The organism is Arthrobacter sp. Cza30 (genome assembly GCF_059090765.1).
Genome location: NZ_JBNHGA010000008.1, coordinates 339,537 through 357,392 on the forward strand (window position 1 = coordinate 339,537; position 17,856 = coordinate 357,392).

General features: G+C 68.1%; 20 protein-coding genes and 1 tRNA gene. 12 read left to right on the forward strand and 9 right to left on the reverse strand.

Features of this window, described 5'->3' with window-relative positions; all coding sequences use genetic code 11:
* Positions 1-33: 33 nt before the first annotated feature.
* Positions 34-672 carry a bacterial proteasome activator family protein gene (locus tag AC5RVZ_RS26385; RefSeq protein WP_494068571.1) on the forward strand — a complete coding sequence of 213 codons (639 nt, stop codon included), beginning with the start codon at positions 34-36 and terminating at the stop codon, positions 670-672.
* Positions 673-677: 5 nt separating this feature from the next.
* Positions 678-1,133, forward strand: a complete 456-nt coding sequence (locus AC5RVZ_RS26390; RefSeq protein WP_494068572.1) for a hypothetical protein — start codon at positions 678-680, stop codon at positions 1,131-1,133.
* A gap of 161 nt (positions 1,134-1,294) precedes the next feature.
* Here the strand turns inward: AC5RVZ_RS26390 and AC5RVZ_RS26395 are convergent, their stop codons facing one another.
* The 7 genes from AC5RVZ_RS26395 to tmk form a co-directional block, all read right to left on the reverse strand.
* A complete protein-coding gene (locus AC5RVZ_RS26395) occupies positions 1,295-1,723 on the reverse strand; it encodes a nuclear transport factor 2 family protein (RefSeq protein WP_494068573.1) in 429 nt (142 codons plus the stop codon).
* Between the two features lie 111 nt (positions 1,724-1,834).
* Positions 1,835-2,497 carry a GAP family protein gene (locus tag AC5RVZ_RS26400; protein WP_494068574.1) on the reverse strand — a complete coding sequence of 221 codons (663 nt, stop codon included), beginning with the start codon at positions 2,495-2,497 and terminating at the stop codon, positions 1,835-1,837.
* The gene (locus tag AC5RVZ_RS26405; RefSeq protein WP_494068575.1) at positions 2,494-3,003 is read right to left on the reverse strand and encodes a TetR/AcrR family transcriptional regulator; all 510 of its coding nucleotides are present in this window, start codon (positions 3,001-3,003) and stop codon (positions 2,494-2,496) included. Before AC5RVZ_RS26405 ends, AC5RVZ_RS26400 begins: the two co-directional genes overlap by 4 nt.
* Positions 3,004-3,380: 377 nt before the next feature.
* A tRNA-Thr gene (locus AC5RVZ_RS26410) sits at positions 3,381-3,456 on the reverse strand.
* A 90-nt stretch (positions 3,457-3,546) separates the two neighbouring features.
* Complete coding sequence (locus AC5RVZ_RS26415) at positions 3,547-5,103, reverse strand: alpha/beta hydrolase (RefSeq protein WP_494068576.1); 1,557 nt, start codon at positions 5,101-5,103, stop codon at positions 3,547-3,549.
* Positions 5,104-5,147: 44 nt separating this feature from the next.
* Complete coding sequence (locus AC5RVZ_RS26420) at positions 5,148-6,287, reverse strand: DNA polymerase III subunit delta' (protein ID WP_494068577.1); 1,140 nt, start codon at positions 6,285-6,287, stop codon at positions 5,148-5,150.
* Positions 6,284-6,934 (reverse strand): dTMP kinase, encoded by a 651-nt coding sequence (tmk, locus tag AC5RVZ_RS26425; protein ID WP_494068578.1) that lies wholly within the window; start codon positions 6,932-6,934, stop codon positions 6,284-6,286. The genes AC5RVZ_RS26420 and tmk overlap by 4 nt, the downstream gene beginning before the upstream one ends.
* 82 nt (positions 6,935-7,016) lie before the next feature.
* Here tmk and AC5RVZ_RS26430 point away from each other — a divergent pair, with 82 nt between their 5' ends.
* The 3 genes from AC5RVZ_RS26430 (at position 7,017) to AC5RVZ_RS26440 (ending at position 9,505) form a co-directional block, all read left to right on the forward strand.
* A complete protein-coding gene (locus AC5RVZ_RS26430; protein ID WP_494068579.1) occupies positions 7,017-8,183 on the forward strand; it encodes a trans-sulfuration enzyme family protein in 1,167 nt (388 codons plus the stop codon).
* Between the two features lie 38 nt (positions 8,184-8,221).
* Positions 8,222-8,545 carry a DUF2516 family protein gene (locus AC5RVZ_RS26435; protein WP_494068580.1) on the forward strand — a complete coding sequence of 108 codons (324 nt, stop codon included), beginning with the start codon at positions 8,222-8,224 and terminating at the stop codon, positions 8,543-8,545.
* Positions 8,546-8,746: 201 nt separating this feature from the next.
* Positions 8,747-9,505: a phosphoglyceromutase gene (locus AC5RVZ_RS26440; RefSeq protein WP_494068581.1), complete on the forward strand. Its 759-nt coding sequence runs from the start codon at positions 8,747-8,749 to the stop codon at positions 9,503-9,505.
* An 84-nt stretch (positions 9,506-9,589) separates the two neighbouring features.
* Here the strand turns inward: AC5RVZ_RS26440 and phoU are convergent, their stop codons facing one another.
* A complete protein-coding gene (phoU, locus tag AC5RVZ_RS26445) occupies positions 9,590-10,249 on the reverse strand; it encodes a phosphate signaling complex protein PhoU (RefSeq protein WP_494002321.1) in 660 nt (219 codons plus the stop codon).
* Between the two features lie 184 nt (positions 10,250-10,433).
* Between phoU and AC5RVZ_RS26450 the strand changes: the two genes are divergently transcribed.
* On the forward strand, positions 10,434-11,627 hold the full coding sequence (locus AC5RVZ_RS26450; RefSeq protein WP_494068607.1) for a sensor histidine kinase: 1,194 nt from the start codon (positions 10,434-10,436) through the stop codon (positions 11,625-11,627).
* Positions 11,624-12,304, forward strand: coding sequence for a winged helix-turn-helix domain-containing protein (locus tag AC5RVZ_RS26455; protein WP_494002323.1), 681 nt, complete (start codon positions 11,624-11,626; stop codon positions 12,302-12,304). Before AC5RVZ_RS26450 ends, AC5RVZ_RS26455 begins: the two co-directional genes overlap by 4 nt.
* 80 nt (positions 12,305-12,384) lie before the next feature.
* Here AC5RVZ_RS26455 and AC5RVZ_RS26460 read toward each other — a convergent pair whose 3' ends face one another.
* On the reverse strand, positions 12,385-12,957 hold the full coding sequence (locus AC5RVZ_RS26460) for a hypothetical protein (RefSeq protein WP_494068582.1): 573 nt from the start codon (positions 12,955-12,957) through the stop codon (positions 12,385-12,387).
* A gap of 256 nt (positions 12,958-13,213) precedes the next feature.
* On the opposite strand from AC5RVZ_RS26460, the gene AC5RVZ_RS26465 reads away from it, so the two are divergent.
* The 5 genes from AC5RVZ_RS26465 to rlmB all read left to right on the forward strand — a co-directional run bounded on the left by AC5RVZ_RS26465 (position 13,214) and on the right by rlmB (position 17,772).
* Positions 13,214-13,696: a CarD family transcriptional regulator gene (locus AC5RVZ_RS26465; RefSeq protein WP_127513280.1), complete on the forward strand. Its 483-nt coding sequence runs from the start codon at positions 13,214-13,216 to the stop codon at positions 13,694-13,696.
* 89 nt (positions 13,697-13,785) lie between these two features.
* Positions 13,786-14,556: a 2-C-methyl-D-erythritol 4-phosphate cytidylyltransferase gene (gene ispD / locus AC5RVZ_RS26470; protein ID WP_494068583.1), complete on the forward strand. Its 771-nt coding sequence runs from the start codon at positions 13,786-13,788 to the stop codon at positions 14,554-14,556.
* Between the two features lie 2 nt (positions 14,557-14,558).
* Positions 14,559-15,059 carry a 2-C-methyl-D-erythritol 2,4-cyclodiphosphate synthase gene (gene ispF, locus AC5RVZ_RS26475; protein WP_494068584.1) on the forward strand — a complete coding sequence of 167 codons (501 nt, stop codon included), beginning with the start codon at positions 14,559-14,561 and terminating at the stop codon, positions 15,057-15,059.
* A gap of 151 nt (positions 15,060-15,210) precedes the next feature.
* Positions 15,211-16,671, forward strand: coding sequence for a cysteine--tRNA ligase (gene cysS, locus AC5RVZ_RS26480; RefSeq protein ID WP_494068585.1), 1,461 nt, complete (start codon positions 15,211-15,213; stop codon positions 16,669-16,671).
* 120 nt (positions 16,672-16,791) lie between these two features.
* Positions 16,792-17,772: a 23S rRNA (guanosine(2251)-2'-O)-methyltransferase RlmB gene (gene rlmB / locus AC5RVZ_RS26485; RefSeq protein WP_494068586.1), complete on the forward strand. Its 981-nt coding sequence runs from the start codon at positions 16,792-16,794 to the stop codon at positions 17,770-17,772.
* The last annotated feature ends 84 nt before the right edge of the window (positions 17,773-17,856 follow it).

Sequence of the window (17,856 nt, forward strand, 5' to 3'; positions counted from 1 at the left end):
GCGCCCACTGTCCGTCTCTGGCAAGATGAAAACATGAGCGAAGAGCAGACGCCGCAGCCGGCAGAACCGGTCATCCTCCCCGCGCTGCCCAGCGGCCACAGCCCGGCCGGCGGAGAGCCACTGAACCCGGGGCCGGGTCCCGCCGCGCGGCGGTCCGGCCGCGGCAATTCGGCGCTGGCCGACCTGGTCGATGAACCGGCGAAGGTCATGCGGATCGGCACGATGGTCCGCCAACTGCTCGAGGAAGTGCGCAGCGCCCCGCTGGACGATGCAGCCCGCGTCCGGCTGGCCGAAATCCATGAGCGGTCCGTCAAGGAGCTTGAGGACGGGTTGGCACCGGAGCTGATCGAGGAACTGCACCGGATCAACCTGCCGTTCACCGACGACTCCACGCCGTCGGACGCCGAGCTGCGCATCGCCCAGGCGCAGCTGGTCGGCTGGCTGGAGGGCCTCTTCCACGGCATCCAGACCGCCATCGCGGCGCAGCAGGCCCTCAACCAGCAGATGGCGGCCCGCATGCAAATGCGCCAACTGCCGCCCGGCACCATGATCGCGCCCGGCGTCGTGATTGGCGACGACGGTGAACCGCGCCGGGCCACCGGAGCCGAGGGGGAGAACGCCGGCTCGGCGCAGGGCGGCGAACGGCACACCGGACCCGGACAGTACCTGTAGGGCCGGTGGCGCTCTTCGGTGCCGCCCGGCAGGCCCGCCGGGAGGATAAGGAACTCGGCAAGGGGATTTGGCGCCGCGCACACGACCGTTTCCGGCGTGCCTTGGAGCGCTACCACCAGGTCCTCGAGGGCGTGGAGGACGACGGCCTCTACGGCGAGCTGCTGCCGATAGCCGACCAGCTGGCCGGCCTCCTGCCGCGGGTGCGCAGCTGCTGCACAACCGCCCAGTCGCTGCATCCCACCGACGGCTTGGATATTCCCGGCGGCGTGCTGGCAGATGTCCACCGAAGCCTTTCCAGGGCCGGCAACTCTCTGGCGGCGGCCGCCCAGGCCGCGGCGATGGTCAGGCTTGGCGGCAGCCAAGGCTACGAAGCCGGCGTCGAGAACGTGCGCCGCCGCGCCGCCGTCGTGCTCGCGGACCTAACCGATGCCGAGCGCCTGCTGGCCGGCCTGAAGCGCTGACCCGCACCCTGCCCGGCAACACGACGGCCGCTTTAGTCGCTTCTAGCGCACAGCCAGCGGAAAGCTCTTTTCCCGACTCCCGCGGCGGCGAAGACGCACGATCGCAGCTGCTCCGCGACGTCGCCGACCGTACCCAAATCCTTTGCCGCCGCTCGCAGGGTTCAGGACGATGGGTTGGCGGTCGTGTAGTGGGTGAGGGCGCACAACCAACGGCCGTCCCGTTTTACGAAGACGTCCGTGGTCCACTCGTCGGCGTCGCTTTGGTGGCCTAAATAGTGTGCGGTGCTGGTGATGCGCGACGTCAGGGCCGCGGTGTCACCCCAAACGCGGATTTGGGTATGCCCCACAACGTCCATGGCTGTATGAGTCAGGTCACCAGATGCGACGAGGGTGAGGAACTTTCCCCCAGGGGAGACTCCGGATTCAGAGACAATGACCCAGTCCTCGGTGACGAAGGTGGCAATGCGGTCCGCATCGTTACTGACGATTGACTCCGCCCAGCCCCTTGCGACGGCAAGCAAGTCATTCTCGACGGAATCCGGAGGTTGCTGTGAAGGGCCCGAGTGCTGGTCTGGGGAGTCCATGGCCATACTGCAGTGTCGCAAGCACTGAGGGCTTTGGGGAAGATGCTGCTCGGCCCTTGTATATTCGAACCCCGGCTTTGGATTGCCTCCGCTGTATGCGCCGTTGATCGATGGGGGTTAGGGCCAGAGCACGATGGCCAGGACGCCTATGCCGAGCAGGAATAATGCAAGCGCCGAAGGAATCGATTTTTTCACCGTGCCTGTTGCAAACCGCTCGTAGACCTTCTGCAATCGGATGCGAACTTTTTCTCCGTGAGCGATGCCGAGGGCGAGCAGAATGAGGCACGGTACGCAGTAGACGACTGCGTATCCTGCGAGGACAAGCAGGCCCGTGCCGGTGGAGGTATCCGCATCCACCATGCGCTCGATCGCGATGAAATACGGGAATGCATTCGGGAGATCGGCCCCGGTGACCAGTACGCCGAAAGGGAGCGCTGTCCCCAGCCCAAACCAGGACGGCAAACCTATGCCCTTCCGCTCGCGATCCTTGAGGCGCCGGAAGCTCGCGACGAACAGCGTGATCGCGGCTATCAGGAAGACGATTCTACGTAGCCAGACAAGCCCGTCGCTCACGGCGTCGGCCGCTGCTCCCGCTCCCAGGAAGATGATCAGGCCGAGCATGAAGACGGTGCTCAAGGCACCAAAGACGAACGACACCGCTGAAGCCACCGGATGCGTGCGGACGGTGAGAAGGATGAGCGTGATGGTCACGATGGTCGCCGGGTTCAGGCTGTCGGCCAGAGCCAGCCCCAGGATCGACCACAGGAGGCCGGTGCTCACGGCGCGGTCTTCCTCAGCTCCAGCCACGCAAGGATATCCTCGAGCGACGGAAGGTTGTCACGGGTCAGCGAGTTCATGACCATGCCGTCTCCAAGGAGACGGACGACCGAGGCCGCCACTGGGTCGCCGAGCTCGTCCGCAAGCAGGCGCTCCCATCGTTCCGATGCCTCCGCGGACTGATTCAGCAACGCCTGGGCTTTTTCCCCGAGGTCGGCGAATGACATCAGGAGCGCCCTGTACAGGTCAGCGTCATCCCGTGACATTGAGACGCGCAGCCAGGTTGCCACGACTTCACCCCTCTCGGCAGCAGCGCTAAGGGCTTCATCCATCGACTCAATAGCCTGTGCTGCAAGACCTTCGATCAGGGCTGCCCTCGTCTTGAAGTGGTGCGTAAAGCCGCCCTTGGACACTCCGGCGGCTGCCGCTATTGCATCCATGGAGGGTATGGACTTGGAGTTGATGGCGAGCTGTCGGGCAGTGCGCAGAATGTGATCCCTATTCGACATACGGAAACCATACCAGCAGGACAGACCGACTGGTCGGTCTGCACGATGAAGAGATGACCGCCGGTAATGAGGTCAATAGTGGTTCTCCGGAGACCCTCTCAGGTCAGGGGTTGGCGGATGGTGCTCAACGCCTGCGGCGATTCTGACGCGACCCGGCTACGGTCTGCACGCAGAGTGGTGGCCGGTTCGGAACGGCAGACCCGCTCGGGAACTCGGCTGTGCCGACGGGTTCCAATGCGAGGAGAGGCCGTCCGGGGCGCCGCGATGAAGTCTCAGACGTGGATCATCGTGTGAAAGTCGCTGAAACCACTAGTTTCGCGCAGCAGGCGCCATGAGCATGCGCCGGGGCTTTGGTGGAACCGGGGAGTCCCGGGAGATGGAGCCCCCTGCCAGAATCGAACTGGCGACCTTTTCATTACGAGTGAAACGCTCTACCGACTGAGCTAAGGAGGCGGGGACTATGTCCGTTTCCGGGCCGAATCCACGAAGAACAACTATATGGGAGCCGTGCCGGGCCGGTCAAAACGACCGGCCCGCGCCGGGTCATGAGCAGACGGTGCCCTCGGCCGGCATGGTGCCGTCGGCGAAGTAGTTGTCCACCGCGTCGCGGATGCAGGTGTTGCCGCGCCCGTACGCCGTGTGGCCTTCGCCCTCGTAGGTCAGCAGCGTGGCCGACGCCAGGTCCGCGGTCATGGCTTCGGCCCACTCGTAGGGGGTGGCCGGGTCGCCGGTGGTGCCGATCACCAGCATCGGCGCCGCCCCCTCGGCGTGGATCGGGGCGCGTTCACCGGTCGGCTCGTACGGCCAGTTCTTGCAGTTCGCCCCGCCGTAGGCCAGGTAGCGGCCGAGGGTGGGGGAGGCCTGCTCTAGTTCCTTGGCGTCCTCGCGCATGGCGGCCAGATCGGTCTCCATCGGATAGTCCAGGCAGTTGACCGCCATGAAGGCGAACGTGCTGTTGCTGGTGTAGCGGCCGTCGGAATCGCGGCCGGCGCTGCTGTCCGCCAGCAGCAACACGGTGCTGGGGTCGCCCTGGAACGCGCTGGTCAGCGCCTGGGTGAGGATCGGCCAGCTGGCGTCGTCGTACAGGGGAACCAGCAGGCCGGAGACAAAGGTGCCGACCGGTACCAGGCGGCCGTCCGATGCGGTGAGGGGGCTCTCCTCGACCGAGCGGATCAGGTCGCGCAGCTGCGCCACGGCGTCGTCCACGCTGCCGCTCATCGGGCAGCCCGCGTTCTCCAGGCAGAACTCCGCGTAGGCGTGGATGGTGTCCTCGAAGGCGGCGGCCTGGCCCAGCGTGATCTGCTCGTTGCTCAGCGAGGGATCCAGCGCACCGTCGAGCACCATCCGGCCGGTCCGCTCCGGGAACAGCCCCGCGTAGGTGGCACCCAGGAACGTGCCGTAGGAGAAGCCTAGGTAGTTCAGCTTTTCGTCGCCGACGACGGCCCGGATGATGTCCATGTCCTTGGCGGCGCTGACCGTGTCCACGTGGCCCAGGACCTCGCCGGTCTTCTCCGCGCACTGGGCGGCGAGCTCGGCGGCGTCGTCGATCGCCCGCTGGAGGTCCTTGACCGAGTCGCGGTCATACTCCGTCTGCCGGGACTCGTCGCGTTCGGCGTCCGTCTGGCAGGTCACCGGCGCCGAGCGCTGCACGCCACGCGGATCGAAGCCGACCAGGTCGTACTCGCTCCGGAGCCGCTCGGAAAACATCGTCTGCAGGCCGTCGCGCAGCAGGTCGTAGCCGGAGCCGCCGGGGCCGCCCGGATTGACCAGGACCGAGCCCTGCGCCGAACCGCCGGCGTCGCTGCGGATGGCGGCTATCTGGATGCTGTCGCCGCCGGCGTCCGCGTAGTCGAGCGGCACGTCGACGTCGGCGCACTCCAATCCGTTCTCGCACGGCTGCCAGTCGACGTCCTGCGTGTAGTACGGCATCAGTTCTTCGGCCACGCCGTTGGTGACCTGCGCCGGGTCCGCGGCCTCGCGCTCCCGTTCCGGGGCGAACACGGAACAGCCGGTGCCCAGCAGGAGGACGACGGCGGCCAGCACCGCTGCTGCGGAACGGCGCGCTGTTGAAGCGGGGTGCCTGGGGCGGGTGCGGGGCATGCGGGCGGCTCCTGGATAGTGCTGTGTGCGGGTCCGGGGCGGACTCAGAGCAGGCTGACGGCCATGGCTTCCATGGCCAGGACGGGGGCAACGTTGGTGCCCAGGCGCTGCCTGGCCTGGGCAATGGCGTCCATTCTGCCCAACGTCTGTTCGGGGGTGGATCGTTCCGCATAGGCGGTCAGGTCCGGGCGCAGGTATTCGTTGACCAGTTCGGTGCCGGTACCGAGCTGGAGGGTGAGCACGTCGCGGAAGAACGTGCTCAGGTCGATCATCACCCGGTCCAGCGAGTCGCTGACACTGCGCTTGGCGCGGCGTTTCTGGTCTTCCTCCAGCCGCTTGAGCTGGCTCCGGATGGCCGGCGGCATGGCGCCCTTCTCGGGTGCCCCGAGCGCGACCAGCAGCGCCTCGCGCTCGGCCTCGTTGCGCTGTTCGGAGGCGGCCGCTGCGTCGGCGTTGGAGATCTCCACGAGTTCGCCGGCGGCGGTGACGGCGTCGGCCACGCCGCGCAGCCGCAGCGGCAGCCGCACAATGGTGTCACGGCGGTGGCGGGCATCCGCGTCGGTGGCCAGGCGTCGGGCCACGCCGATGTGGCTCTGCGAGACCCGGGCGGCGAAGCCGGCCAGTTCGGGATCCGCGCCGTCCCGGCGGACCAGGAGGGCGGCGACGTCGTCGGGCGGCGGAATGCGCAGGCTGACCGGGCGGCAGCGCGAGCGGATGGTCACCAGGACGTCCGCCGGGCTGGGCGTGCACAGGATCCAGATGGTCCGCGGCGGCGGTTCCTCGATGGCCTTGAGCAGCACGTTGGTGGTGCGCTCGGTCATCCGGTCCGCGTCCTCGATGATGATCACGCGCCAGCGCCCCGACGACGGTTTGTCCTGCGCCTTGCCGACCAGTTCGCGCATTTCCTGGATGGAGAACGTCACGTTTTCGGTGGCCACCAGGGTGGCATCGGCGTTGGAACCGGCCAGCACCGTGCGGCAGGCATGGCAGGCCCCGCAGCCGCGTTCGGCCGGATCCGCGTGGTCGCACAACAGTGCCGCGGCGAAGGATTTGGCGGCGTTGCTGCGGCCGGAGCCGGGCGGGCCGGTGAAGAGCCAGGCGTGCGCGGGGCGCTCGGCCGCCGCGGCCCGGCTGAGCTGTTCAATGACCGCGGCCTGGCCGGGCAGGTCGGACCAGACGCTCATGCCAGCAGCTCCCGCAGCCGGGCCATGATCGCCGCGGTCAGGTCGTCGCGGTCGGCGGCGGCGTCCAGGACCAGGTATTTCTCCGGGGCCGCGCCGGCCAGTTCCACAAAGGCGTCCCGGATGCGCGAGTGGAAGTCGTCGGCCTCGGACTCCAGCCGGTCCTCGGCGGCATCCCCGGCCGTGCGCCGCTCGCGGCCCTGCTGCGGGGCGACATCCAGCAGCACGGTCAGGTCGGGCAGCAGCCCGGCCGTGGCCCACAGGTTGAGCTCCCGCACGGCCACCAGGCCGAGCCCGCGGCCGGCACCCTGATATGCCACCGAGGAGTCAATGAACCGGTCGCAGACCACCACCTCGCCGCGCTCCAGCGCCGGCCGAATGACCTGTTCCACGTGGGCGGCCCGGGAGGCGGAGAAGATCAGGGCCTCGGTGCGGGCGTCGATCTCGCCGTGGCCGTGTTCGAGCACCAGCGCGCGCAGCTTTTCCCCCACGGGGGTGCCGCCGGGTTCGCGGGTACGGAGCACCGTCCGGCCCATCCCCTGCAAACGCTGTTCGACGGCGGCGGCCTGGGTTGATTTCCCGGCCCCGTCCCCGCCTTCGAATGCGATAAAGAGGCCGCGTGCGGTGGCGGGCTGGCGGTCGGAACTCACCTGATTAGCCTAGCGGGAATCGCCGGGGCCCGCGGGACGGTCACAGTTAGCGTGTGGATGGCGGCGGTACTAATGTGCTGTCATGACCGACGCCTTCTCCCACGGCCGCCAGGATGCCGGGCAACTCGCCCCGGACACCGTTGTGGTTTCCTCCGGACGGCCGCCGCGCGACCACGACGCACCGGTCAATCCGCCGCTGGTGTTGTCCTCCACGTTCTTCGGCCGGGGCGAGGTGGTGCAGGGGGACCGCGCCTACGGCCGCTACTCCAACCCGACCTGGGATCCGTTCGAACAAACCCTGGCCGAGTTGGAAGGCGCGTCCCTGCCCGGCCTGGTCTTCGCGTCCGGGCTCGCGGCCGTTTCGGCCGCGCTGTCGCTGCTCCCTCCCGGCGGCGTGCTGGTGATGCCGCGGCACAGCTACCAGGGCAGTCTGGCCATTGCCGAGCAGATGGCCGGACGCGGCGAACTGCAGTTGCGCACCGTGGACATCGCGGACACCGCCGCGGTGACGGCGCAGTTGGGCGGCGCGGACATGCTCTGGCTGGAAAGCCCGACCAACCCGATGCTCGAGATCGCCGAAATGGAGGTGCTCGCCCGGGCCGCCCACGCCGCCGGCGCCCTTGTGGTCGCGGACAACACCTTCTCCACACCCTTGGGCCAGCGTCCGCTGGCGGCGGGGGTCGACGTCGTCGTGCATTCGGTGACGAAGTACCTGGCCGGCCACTCGGACGTGGTGCTCGGCGCCCTGGTCACGTCCGACGAGGACCTGCGCTCGAAGCTGCTGATGCACCGGTCGCTGCGCGGGGCCATCGCCGGACCGTTCGAGACTTGGCTGGCACTGCGCGGCGTGCGGACCCTGGCGCTGCGGGTGGAGCGGTCGCAGGCCACCGCCGGCGAGCTGGCCCGGAAACTGCAGCACCACCGGGCCGTGGAGGCCGTGCGCTACCCGGGCCTGCCCGAAGATCCGGGGCACGCCCGCGCAGCCGCGCAGATGGACGGCTTTGGCTCCATCATCGCGATTCAGGTCAGGGGCGGGGCGGCGGCCGCGGACAAGGTCATAGACGCGCTCCGGCTGTGGCTGCCGGCGACCTCGCTGGGCGGCGTGGAATCGCTGATCGAGCGGCGCCGCCGCCATGTCAACGAGCCCGAGAGCGTTCCGGAGAACCTGCTGCGGCTGTCGGTGGGAATCGAGAATCCCGCGGACCTATGGGCGGACCTGGACCAGGCACTCGCCGCCGCGGACGTGTGAGGCTGCCGAAACACACCCCCACCGGTTAGGCTTAACCCGTGCTACTCGCCTACGACATCCAATTCTGGCTCTACACGGTCCTGGGGCTGGTTGCCCTGGTCATCGAGCTGTGGGCGCTGGCGGATTGCGTGGGCCGCAAGGCCGACTACTTCCAGGCCGCGTTCAAGAAGACCAAGGGCTTCTGGGTCGGCGTGCTGGCAGCCTCCACGGCGGTCGGGGCCCTGGCCGCGTTGGGCGCCGGCGGGCTGGGCACGTGGATGATCTTCCAGCTGGCCGCCGTTGCCGCTGCCGGCGTGTACCTGGCGGACGTCAAGCCCGCTCTGATCGAGGTCAAGGGCGGCGGGTCCGCCTACCCCTGGTAGGTTCTGCCTCATTCAGCCCGCGGGCGCGAGGCGTGCCACGCCACGGGTGACTTCCCCAGCCGCACCGCGACGGCCTCGGCCGTTACGGGCCGAATACGGGCAGGCTCACTCGCAGGAACAGCGGGGCTGCGCCCGGGTTCGGCTCCGTAATGTCCTGCCGCTGCCGCCGGTGCCACGCGCTGCTCCGCTAGGATGGCAGCCATGACTTCCACTTCGAAACACACGCTGGTCCTGTTGCGCCACGGGCAGAGCGACTGGAACGAAAAGAACCTGTTCACCGGCTGGGTCGACGTCCCGCTGACCGACCTGGGACGCAAGGAAGCGCACCGCGGCGGCGAGCTGCTCGTCGAGCACGATCTGCTTCCCGACGTCCTGTACACCTCCCGGCTGAAGCGGGCCATCGTCACCGCCAACCTCGCGCTGGAGGCCGCCGACCGCAGCTGGATCGACGTCAAGCGCAGCTGGCGGCTGAACGAGCGCCACTACGGCGCCCTGCAGGGCAAGGACAAGGCGCAGATCCGCAACGAGTTCGGCGAGGAACAGTTCATGGTCTGGCGCCGGTCCTACGACACGCCGCCGCCCGCCCTGGACGACGCCAGCGAATGGTCGCAGGCGAACGATCCCCGCTACGCGGACCTGGGGGACGCCGTGCCGCGGACCGAATGCCTCAAGGACGTCCTGGAGCGCTTCCTGCCGTACTGGGAATCAGACATTTCCGTGGACCTCAAGGCGGGCAAGACGGTGCTGGTGGCCGCGCACGGCAACTCGCTGCGCGCACTGGTCAAGCACCTGGACGGCATCAGCGACGAAGCCATCGCCGGGCTGAACATCCCCACCGGCATCCCGCTGGTGTACGAGCTGGACGAGAACCTAAAGCCCGTCACCGCCGGCGGCACCTACCTGGATGCCGCGGCCGCGGCGGAAGCCATCCAGGCCGTGGCGAACCAGGGCAAGAAGTAGCCACACGCCAAGAAACAGCCACACGCTTAAGCAGGAAGGCCGGCTCCCCGCGGGGAGCCGGCCTTCCTGCTTAAGTTCCTGGCGTTACACGGACTGGCCGTTCGGGCGCCACTCGCCGGTGACCAGGTAGGTCACCTTGCGGGACACGGAGACGCCGTGGTCGGCGAAACGCTCGAAGTAACGGCTCGCCAGCGAGACGTCCACGGTGGTCGGCCCGGAGGAGTTCCAGGCCGGATCGGCAATCGCCTTGAAGACGCCGGCATGCAGCTCATTGATGCGGGAGTTGTACGTGTCGATCTGGGCGGCGAGGTCCAGGTCGCGGGTCTCGAGCAGCTCGGTCAGCTTCTCGGAGATCGCAATGTCCTTCTCGGCGAACTCCCGGAACGTGTCGCGCAGCGAGGCGGGGATCACGAGGTCGGGATAACGCAGCCGGACCAGTTGCGCGATGTGCCGGGCGAGGTCGCCCATCCGCTCCAGCGAGGCGCTCATCCGCAGGGCGCCGACAATCATCCGCAGGTCCGAGGCGACCGGACCCTGCAGCGCCAGGATGTCGATGGAACGCTCGTCCAGGTCCGTCTGGAGGAAATCGATCCGGGCGTCGGCGGCAATGACTTCCTGGGCCAGATCGATGTCGGCGGTGTCGAGCGCCGTGGTTGCCTTCTGCATTGCCTCGGTGACCAACCGGGAAATCTCGACCAGCTGCTCTCCGACTTGATGGAGCTCGGCCTGGAAAACCTTGCGCACTGGCGTCCTTTCGCTTGTGTACGTGGAGCATAGGGGTCCTAGCATCCCACTGGCTTCATACCCTCTCAGCCCGTGGTGAACTATTACGCCACCTCAAGTGAACGTTAGTTGAACGGAGAGGCGATTGCTACCGGAACGGCCTTGGGCCATGCCCGGCTGCGCCTAAGCTAGAGGCGTGGATCCACTGATATTCGGCTTGCTGGCAGGGCTCGTGGGCCTCGTGCTGGGCAGCTTCGGTGTGCTCGCCTTCGGCCTGAGCGATCGCCAACGGCGGCGCCTGCAGGAAGTGGACGAACCGACGCTGCCGGACGGTGCCGCCGAGGTGCTGTCCGTCGTCGGCCGCGCCTACGTTGTGGTGGACGCGATCGACGGCGTGGTCCGGGCCAGCCCCGCCGCCTATGCCTTCGGTTTGGTCCGCGGGCACACCGTGGTGCATTCCGAATTGCTCGACCTGACCGCCCGGGTGCGGCGCGACGGCGTGATCGAGGAGCGGCAGCTGGAGCTGCCGCGCGGACCGCTCGGCCAGGGCACCATTGTGGTCCAGGTGCGCGTGGCGCCGATCGGCGAGGAGTACATCCTGCTGCTGGCCGATGACCGGACGGAAATCACCCGCACCGAAGCCATGCGCAACGACTTCGTGGCGAACGTGTCCCACGAGTTGAAGACCCCGGTCGGCGCCATCTCGCTGCTGGCCGAGGCCATTGACGACGCCGCCGACGACGAGGAAGCGGTGCGCCGCTTCGCCGGCCGCATGCACAAGGAATCGCGCCGGCTGGGCGCCCTGGTGCAGGACATCATCGAGTTGAGCCGGCTGCAGGGCGCGGACGTGGTGCAGGACGGTACCGAGGTAAATTTGAATGCCGTGGTGGCCGAGGCCGTGGACCGCAACAAGCTGATGGCCGAAAGCCGGCACATCGAACTGTCGGTGGGCGGGAAGATCGACGGGCCGGTCTTCGGCGATGCCGAACTGTTGACCACCGCGTTCCGGAACCTGATCGACAACGCGATCCGCTACGCGCCCGAACGGAGCAAAGTGGGTGTGGGGCTGCGCGTGCGCGAAGGTCTGGCCACCGTCTCGGTGACCGACCAGGGCCCGGGCATCACCCCCGAACAGCAAGACCGCATCTTCGAACGGTTCTACCGGATCGACGATGCCCGCTCGCGGCAAACCGGGGGAACCGGCCTGGGCCTGAGCATTGTCAAACACGTCATCTCCCAGCACGGCGGGGAAGTATCGGTGTGGTCGCAGCCCGGACAGGGCTCCACCTTCACCGTGCGGCTGCCGGAAATGGAGCAGGAAGACGGCGGCACCACAGAATCCGTGGAGCCGCGCACGCAGGGCGCCGGTGTGGCGCATGAACAAGGAGTCGGTGCTTGACCCGCATTCTGGTCGTCGAAGATGAAGAATCGCTGAGCGATCCGTTGAGCTATCTGTTGGGCAAAGAGGGCTTCGAAGTCGAGGTGGTGGATAACGGGTTGGACGCCATCGTTGCGTTCGACCGCTCCGGAGCGGACCTGGTCCTGCTGGACCTGATGCTGCCGGGACAGTCCGGAACCGAGGTGTGCCGGCAGCTGCGGCAACGCTCCGCCGTTCCGGTCATCATGCTCACCGCCAAGGACTCGGAAATCGACAAGGTGGTGGGACTCGAACTCGGTGCCGACGACTACGTCACCAAGCCCTACTCCTCGCGCGAGTTGGTGGCCCGGGTCCGCGCGGTACTGCGCCGCCAGGCCGAACCGGAAGAACTGGTGCCCAATGCAGTCTCCGCCGGACCGGTGCGGATGGACGTGGAACGGCACGTGGTCAGCGTGGACGGCGAACCGGTGTCGCTGCCGCTGAAGGAGTTCGAACTGCTGGAGATGCTGCTGCGCAACTCCGGCCGGGTGCTGACGCGCGGGCAGCTGATCGACCGCGTCTGGGGCTCCGACTACGTGGGCGACACAAAAACCTTGGACGTGCACGTCAAGCGGCTGCGCAGCAAGATCGAACCCGATCCTTCCGCGCCCCGCTACCTGGTCACCGTGCGCGGGCTGGGCTACAAGTTCGAACCGTAAAGCCCGAGAATCAGCGTAAAAGAAAGGCCGGGCCGCTTCCCGAAAGGAAGCGGCCCGGCCTTTTAACATTGGCGGTCGAGTCAGGCGCCGGCCTCTTCGGTGGCCTCGCCCGTCGGCTCTTCGGTGGCGCCGTCGGTGGGGGCGGCGGTCTCGGTCGGCGCCGCGGTCTCGGTGGGCTTGGGCGACGGGACGAAGCTGCTGTACTCCGGCAGCGTGCCGTCGAGCACCGGCACCAGCACGTCGGCGGACTCGTTGTTCACGCGGACGGTGATGTCCACCAGGGCGCCGGGAGCGGCACCCGGGCTGCCGACGATGGTCTCGTTCTCATCCTCTTCGAAGATGACCTTCCCGTCTGCCGGGATGGTGACGGTGGCGGTGCTGCCTGGGCCGGTCAGGGCCAACTGCACGGGAGAATCGGAGGTGTTGAAGGCAGTGCCGAGGACACGGGCGGGGGCGTCGGCAGACTCCGCGACGACCAACAGGTTGCGCAGTCCGACCGAGCCGACGTTGGCCACGATGCCGTCGCTGGCGGAGTAGGACTTGGTGGTGGCCTGTTCGTTGATTGCGCCGCATCCGGTCGATGCGAGCAGGGTGAGCGCGGCGGCGCCTGCTACAAGGGTGCGCTGCACACGGTTCTTCGGCGCAATCTTCACGGCAGAAACTCCTCAGTCAAAAATCAGGTGCGGTGCTGCAGATCTAGGCAGCTTGCCTCGCCTAGCCTATCGGCAAACCGGTGAAAAGTAGGATTCGACGCCGGTAGGTACCCGCGGGCGAAGCACCAAATCCGAGATCCGTCAAGGGGGTAAAGCGCGGCATTCTAGCGCTCGGACGGGCGTACAGGCCTGCAAACTCGCGGAAGTGGCCAAACCATCCGTGATAAACTGGTGGTCGGGAAAGGGGATACTACAGATGGTATTTGAGGTCGGCGAGACAGTTGTTTACCCTCACCACGGTGCCGCAAAGATCGAAGAGATCAAAATGCGTACCATCAAGGGTGAAGAGAAGATGTATCTCAAGCTCCGGGTTGCCCAGGGCGATCTGACGATTGAAGTACCGGCGGAGAACGTGGATTTGGTCGGCGTCCGCGATGTGGTGGGCAAGGAAGGCCTCGAGCATGTGTTCGATGTGCTCCGTGCCGAGTTCACCGAGGAACCGACCAACTGGTCCCGCCGCTACAAGGCGAACCTGGAAAAGCTGGCCTCCGGCGATGTCATCAAGGTGGCGGAAGTTGTCCGCGACCTGTGGCGCCGGGACCACGACCGCGGCCTTTCCGCGGGCGAGAAGCGGATGCTGGCCAAGGCGCGCCAGATCCTGGTTTCCGAACTCGCCCTGGCTGAGAAGACCGACGAAGACAAGGCAGCAGAGGTCCTCGACGAGGTTCTCGCCTCCTGACCGCGCTCCAAGCGGCCGGCATCCAGCACTGGATGCCGGCCGCTTTTTCGTGGCCGAACCGCCCGGCGGCGGACCATTAGGCTAAAGGGGTGAGCACAGCAAACACCTCCCTGGGCGTGATCATCGTGGCGGCCGGCTCGGGCACCCGCCTCGGCTACGGCCTGCCCAAGGCCCAGGTCACGCTGGCGGGCGAACCGATCCTCTCCCACGCCCTGCGGGGCGTGCTGGCGGCCGGCATCGCGTCACGGATCTGTGTGGCCGTCCCGGCCGGCGACACCGCCCTGCGGCAGCTCTGCGCGGGCTTCGCCGCGCAGTATCCCGACACCACGATCTCCACGGTCGACGGCGGTGCCACCCGGGCCGCCTCGGTCGCCGCCGCGCTCCGCGGGCTGGGCGACGGCATGTCCGCGGTCCTGGTGCACGACGCGGCCCGGGCGCTCACCCCGCCCGAGGTCTTCGAACGGGTCGCCGCCGCGCTGGCGGCCGGCGCGCGCGCCGTCGTTCCTGCGGTCCCGGTGGTGGACACCATCAAGGAGGCCGCGCCGAGCACCGGTGCCGGGGCAGAAATCTCGCCGGAGAAGGTGGCGGCCACCGTGGACCGAACCCGGCTGCGCGCCGTGCAGACACCGCAAGGGTTCGACGCGGCAACCCTGGCCAAGGCGCACCGGAGCCTGGCCGGCATGGCCCCCGAGGAGGCCGCCGCCATCACCGACGAAGCCCTGTTGCTGGAGCGCCACGGCATCGACGTGATGCTGGTGCCCGGCTCCGCGCGGGCCCTGAAGATCACCACGCCGCTGGATCTGGCCGTGGCGGAGGCCCTGCTGGCCGCCGACCGGCCCCGACCCGTCATGAAAGGCTGACCGTGCCCGACTTCCCGTATCCCCTCCCGCGCACCGGAATCGGAGTGGACGTCCACGCTTTCGCCCCGGAATCCGACCCCCAGCCGTTGTGGCTGGGCGGCCTGCTGTGGGAGGGGGAGCGCGGCCTGGCCGGCCACTCCGACGGCGACGCCGCCGCGCACGCCGCCGCGGATTCGCTGTTCTCCGCGGCCGGGATCGGAGACCTCGGCACGCACTTCGGCACCGACCGTCCGGAGTATGCCGGCGCCTCGGGGGTCCGGTTGCTGTCGGAAGCCGCGCGGATCGTCCGCGAGGCGGGGTTTGAGATCGGCAACATCGCGGTCCAGTTGGTCTGCAACCGGCCCAAGTTCGGGCCGCGCCGGTCCGAGTCCGAGTCGGTGCTCAGCGAGGCCGCCGGCGCGCCGGTCAGCGTTTCGGCGACCACCAGCGACGGGCTCGGATTCACCGGCCGCGGCGAGGGGATCGCGGCGGTGGCCACCGCCGTCGTCGTCAAGCTGCGGTAGCAGTGCCGTTCTCTGCGGGCGCTCCACCGGGGGCAGGCCCCTCGAGTGCGGCGCCTGCCCCACACAACAACCGGGCAGGTGCCCCCAGCGGAGAACGCCGCCGGCCCGCCGCGGTTCGCACCGGCGCGGCGGCCGCCGCTAGGCTAGAGCGGTGAGCCTGAGATTCTATGACACCGCCACCGCGCAAGTCCGCGACTTCGTCCCGCTGGCCCCGGGCAAGGTAGGGCTCTACTACTGCGGCGCCACGGTGCAGGGCGATCCGCACGTCGGCCATATCCGTTCGGCCATCGCCTTCGACCAGCTCACCCGGTGGCTGCGCCACAGCGGTTATGACGTCACGGTGGTGCGCAACGTGACGGACATCGACGACAAGATCCTGGTCAAGTCCGCAGACTCCTTCCGCCCCGATGCGGCCGAAGACCCGACGGTGCCGGTGCCGAACGAGCCGTGGTGGGCGCTGGCCTACCGCTACGAGCAGGAATTCGCCAAGGCTTACGACATTTTGGGCGTGGAACGGCCCACCTACGAACCACGGGCCACCGGCCACATCCCGGAGATGCACCGCCTGATTCAGCAGCTGATCGACCGCGGCCACGCCTACCCGGCGCTGGACGATTCCGGCGACGTCTACTTCGATGTGCGCTCGTGGCCGGAATACGGCTCGCTGACGCATCAGCGGATCGAGGACATGCAGGCGGCGCCCGACGCCGGCCCGCGCGGCAAGAAGGATCCGCGCGACTTCGCGCTCTGGAAGGGACACAAGGACGGCGAGCCGGAGACCGCCAGCTGGTCCAGCCCGTGGGGAGCCGGCCGTCCGGGCTGGCACCTGGAGTGCTCGGCCATGGTCACCAAGTACCTGGGCACCGAGTTCGACATCCACGGCGGCGGGCTGGACCTGCGGTTCCCGCACCACGAGAACGAGATGGCCCAGTCCCGGGCGGCCGGGCACGGCTTCGCCAACTTCTGGATGCACAACGGCATGGTCACCTTCGAGGGCGAGAAGATGTCCAAGTCGATCGGCAACATCATCACCCCCGCGGAAATGCTTCAGGACGCCAGGCCGCTGGTGGTCCGCTACTACCTGGGCCAGGCCCAGTACCGGTCCGCGCTGGACTACAACCCCGGCTCGCTGCTGGAAGCGGGCGCCGCGGTGGAGCGGATCGAGGGATTCATGCAGCGGGCGCTGAAGTTCCTCTACGGCGAGCAGTTCGGCTTCGTCGTGACCGAACGCGTCCCGGAGGCTTTCGCCGCGGCCATGGACGACGACCTCAACGTGCCGCAGGCGCTGGCCGTGGTCCACGAAACGGTGCGGGCCGGCAACACCGCGCTGGACGCCCGGGACAAGGAGGCGGCCACGCGCGCGCTGCACCAGGTCATGGCGATGACCGACGTGCTGTACATCAACCCGCTGGATCCGCACTGGAGCAGCGGCGGCGCGGACCCCGCGGCCCACCAGGCCCTGGACGTGCTGGTCAGCGCCCAGCTGGAGGAGCGGCGGCTGGCCCGCGAGGCGAAGGACTGGGCCCGCGCCGATGCCATCCGCGACACCCTGGCGGCCGCCGGGATCGTGGTGGAGGATTCGGCCGAGGGCGCCAGCTGGAATCTCGGCTGACGGCAGCCCGCACCGTTGGGCGGTACCCTTTAAAGCAGACGACTCCCGTCGGGCTTGCCGCGCACAGCCGGTGCGCCGCGCGTGGGAACGTATCTTCCCCAACACAAAGGTAGTTTTTCGATGGCCAACAAACCTCGCCCCGGAGCGGTGCGCAAGTCCAAAAAAGGACCCACCGCCGGAACCGGCGGACACGGGCGCAAGGCGCTCGAAGGCAAGGGGCCGACCCCGAAGGCCGAAGACCGCCCGTACCACAAGGCGTACCGCGCCAAGCAGCTCTCCGAACGGTCGGCCGCCAAGCGCCCCGCCGGCCAGCGCGGCCCGGCGCCCCGCCGCGGCAAGTCCGCCGGCGAGATGGTGACCGGCCGCAACTCCGTGGTGGAAGCCCTGCGCGCCGGTGTTCCCGCCAAGGCACTGCACGTGGGGGTCCGGATCGAGATGGACGACCGCGTCAGGGAATCCCTGAAAATCGCCGCCGAACGCGGCATTCCGGTGCTCGAATCGCACAAGCCGGAACTGGACCGGATGACCGATGACGCCGTCCACCAGGGCCTGGTGCTGCAGATCCCGCCCTATGACTACCAAGACGCGCTGGAGCTGGCCGAGGAAACCATGGCCAAGTTCAAGAAGGGATACATCAACAACGCCCCGCTGTTCGTGGCCCTGGACGGCATCACCGACCCGCGCAACCTCGGCGCCATCATCCGTTCAGCCTCGGCCTTCAGCGGCCACGGCGTGATCGTGCCCGAGCGCCGCTCGGTCGGGATGACGGCCTCCGCGTGGAAGACCAGCGCCGGCGCCGCGGTTCGCGTGCCGGTGGCCAAGGCGAGCAACCTGAACAATACGCTCAAGGCTTTCCAACAGCTGGGCATCTTCGTGCTCGGCCTGGACGGCGGCGGCGACGTCTCGCTGCCGGACCTGTCGCTGGCCACCGAACCGGTGTGCCTGGTGGTGGGATCCGAGGGCAAGGGCCTGTCCCGGCTGGTCCGCGAACACTGCGACCAGATCGTCTCCATCCCGATCGACTCGGCGATGGAGTCGCTCAACGCGTCCATGGCCGTGGGCATCAGCCTGTACGAGATTTCGCGGCAGCGCGCGCGCTAGGAGCAGGTGGACCGTTGTGGCCCGTCACGCCAAGAGCCTTTCCCCCGAGCGTCCGACGCACCAGGCCCAGCTTTCGCGTGCCTT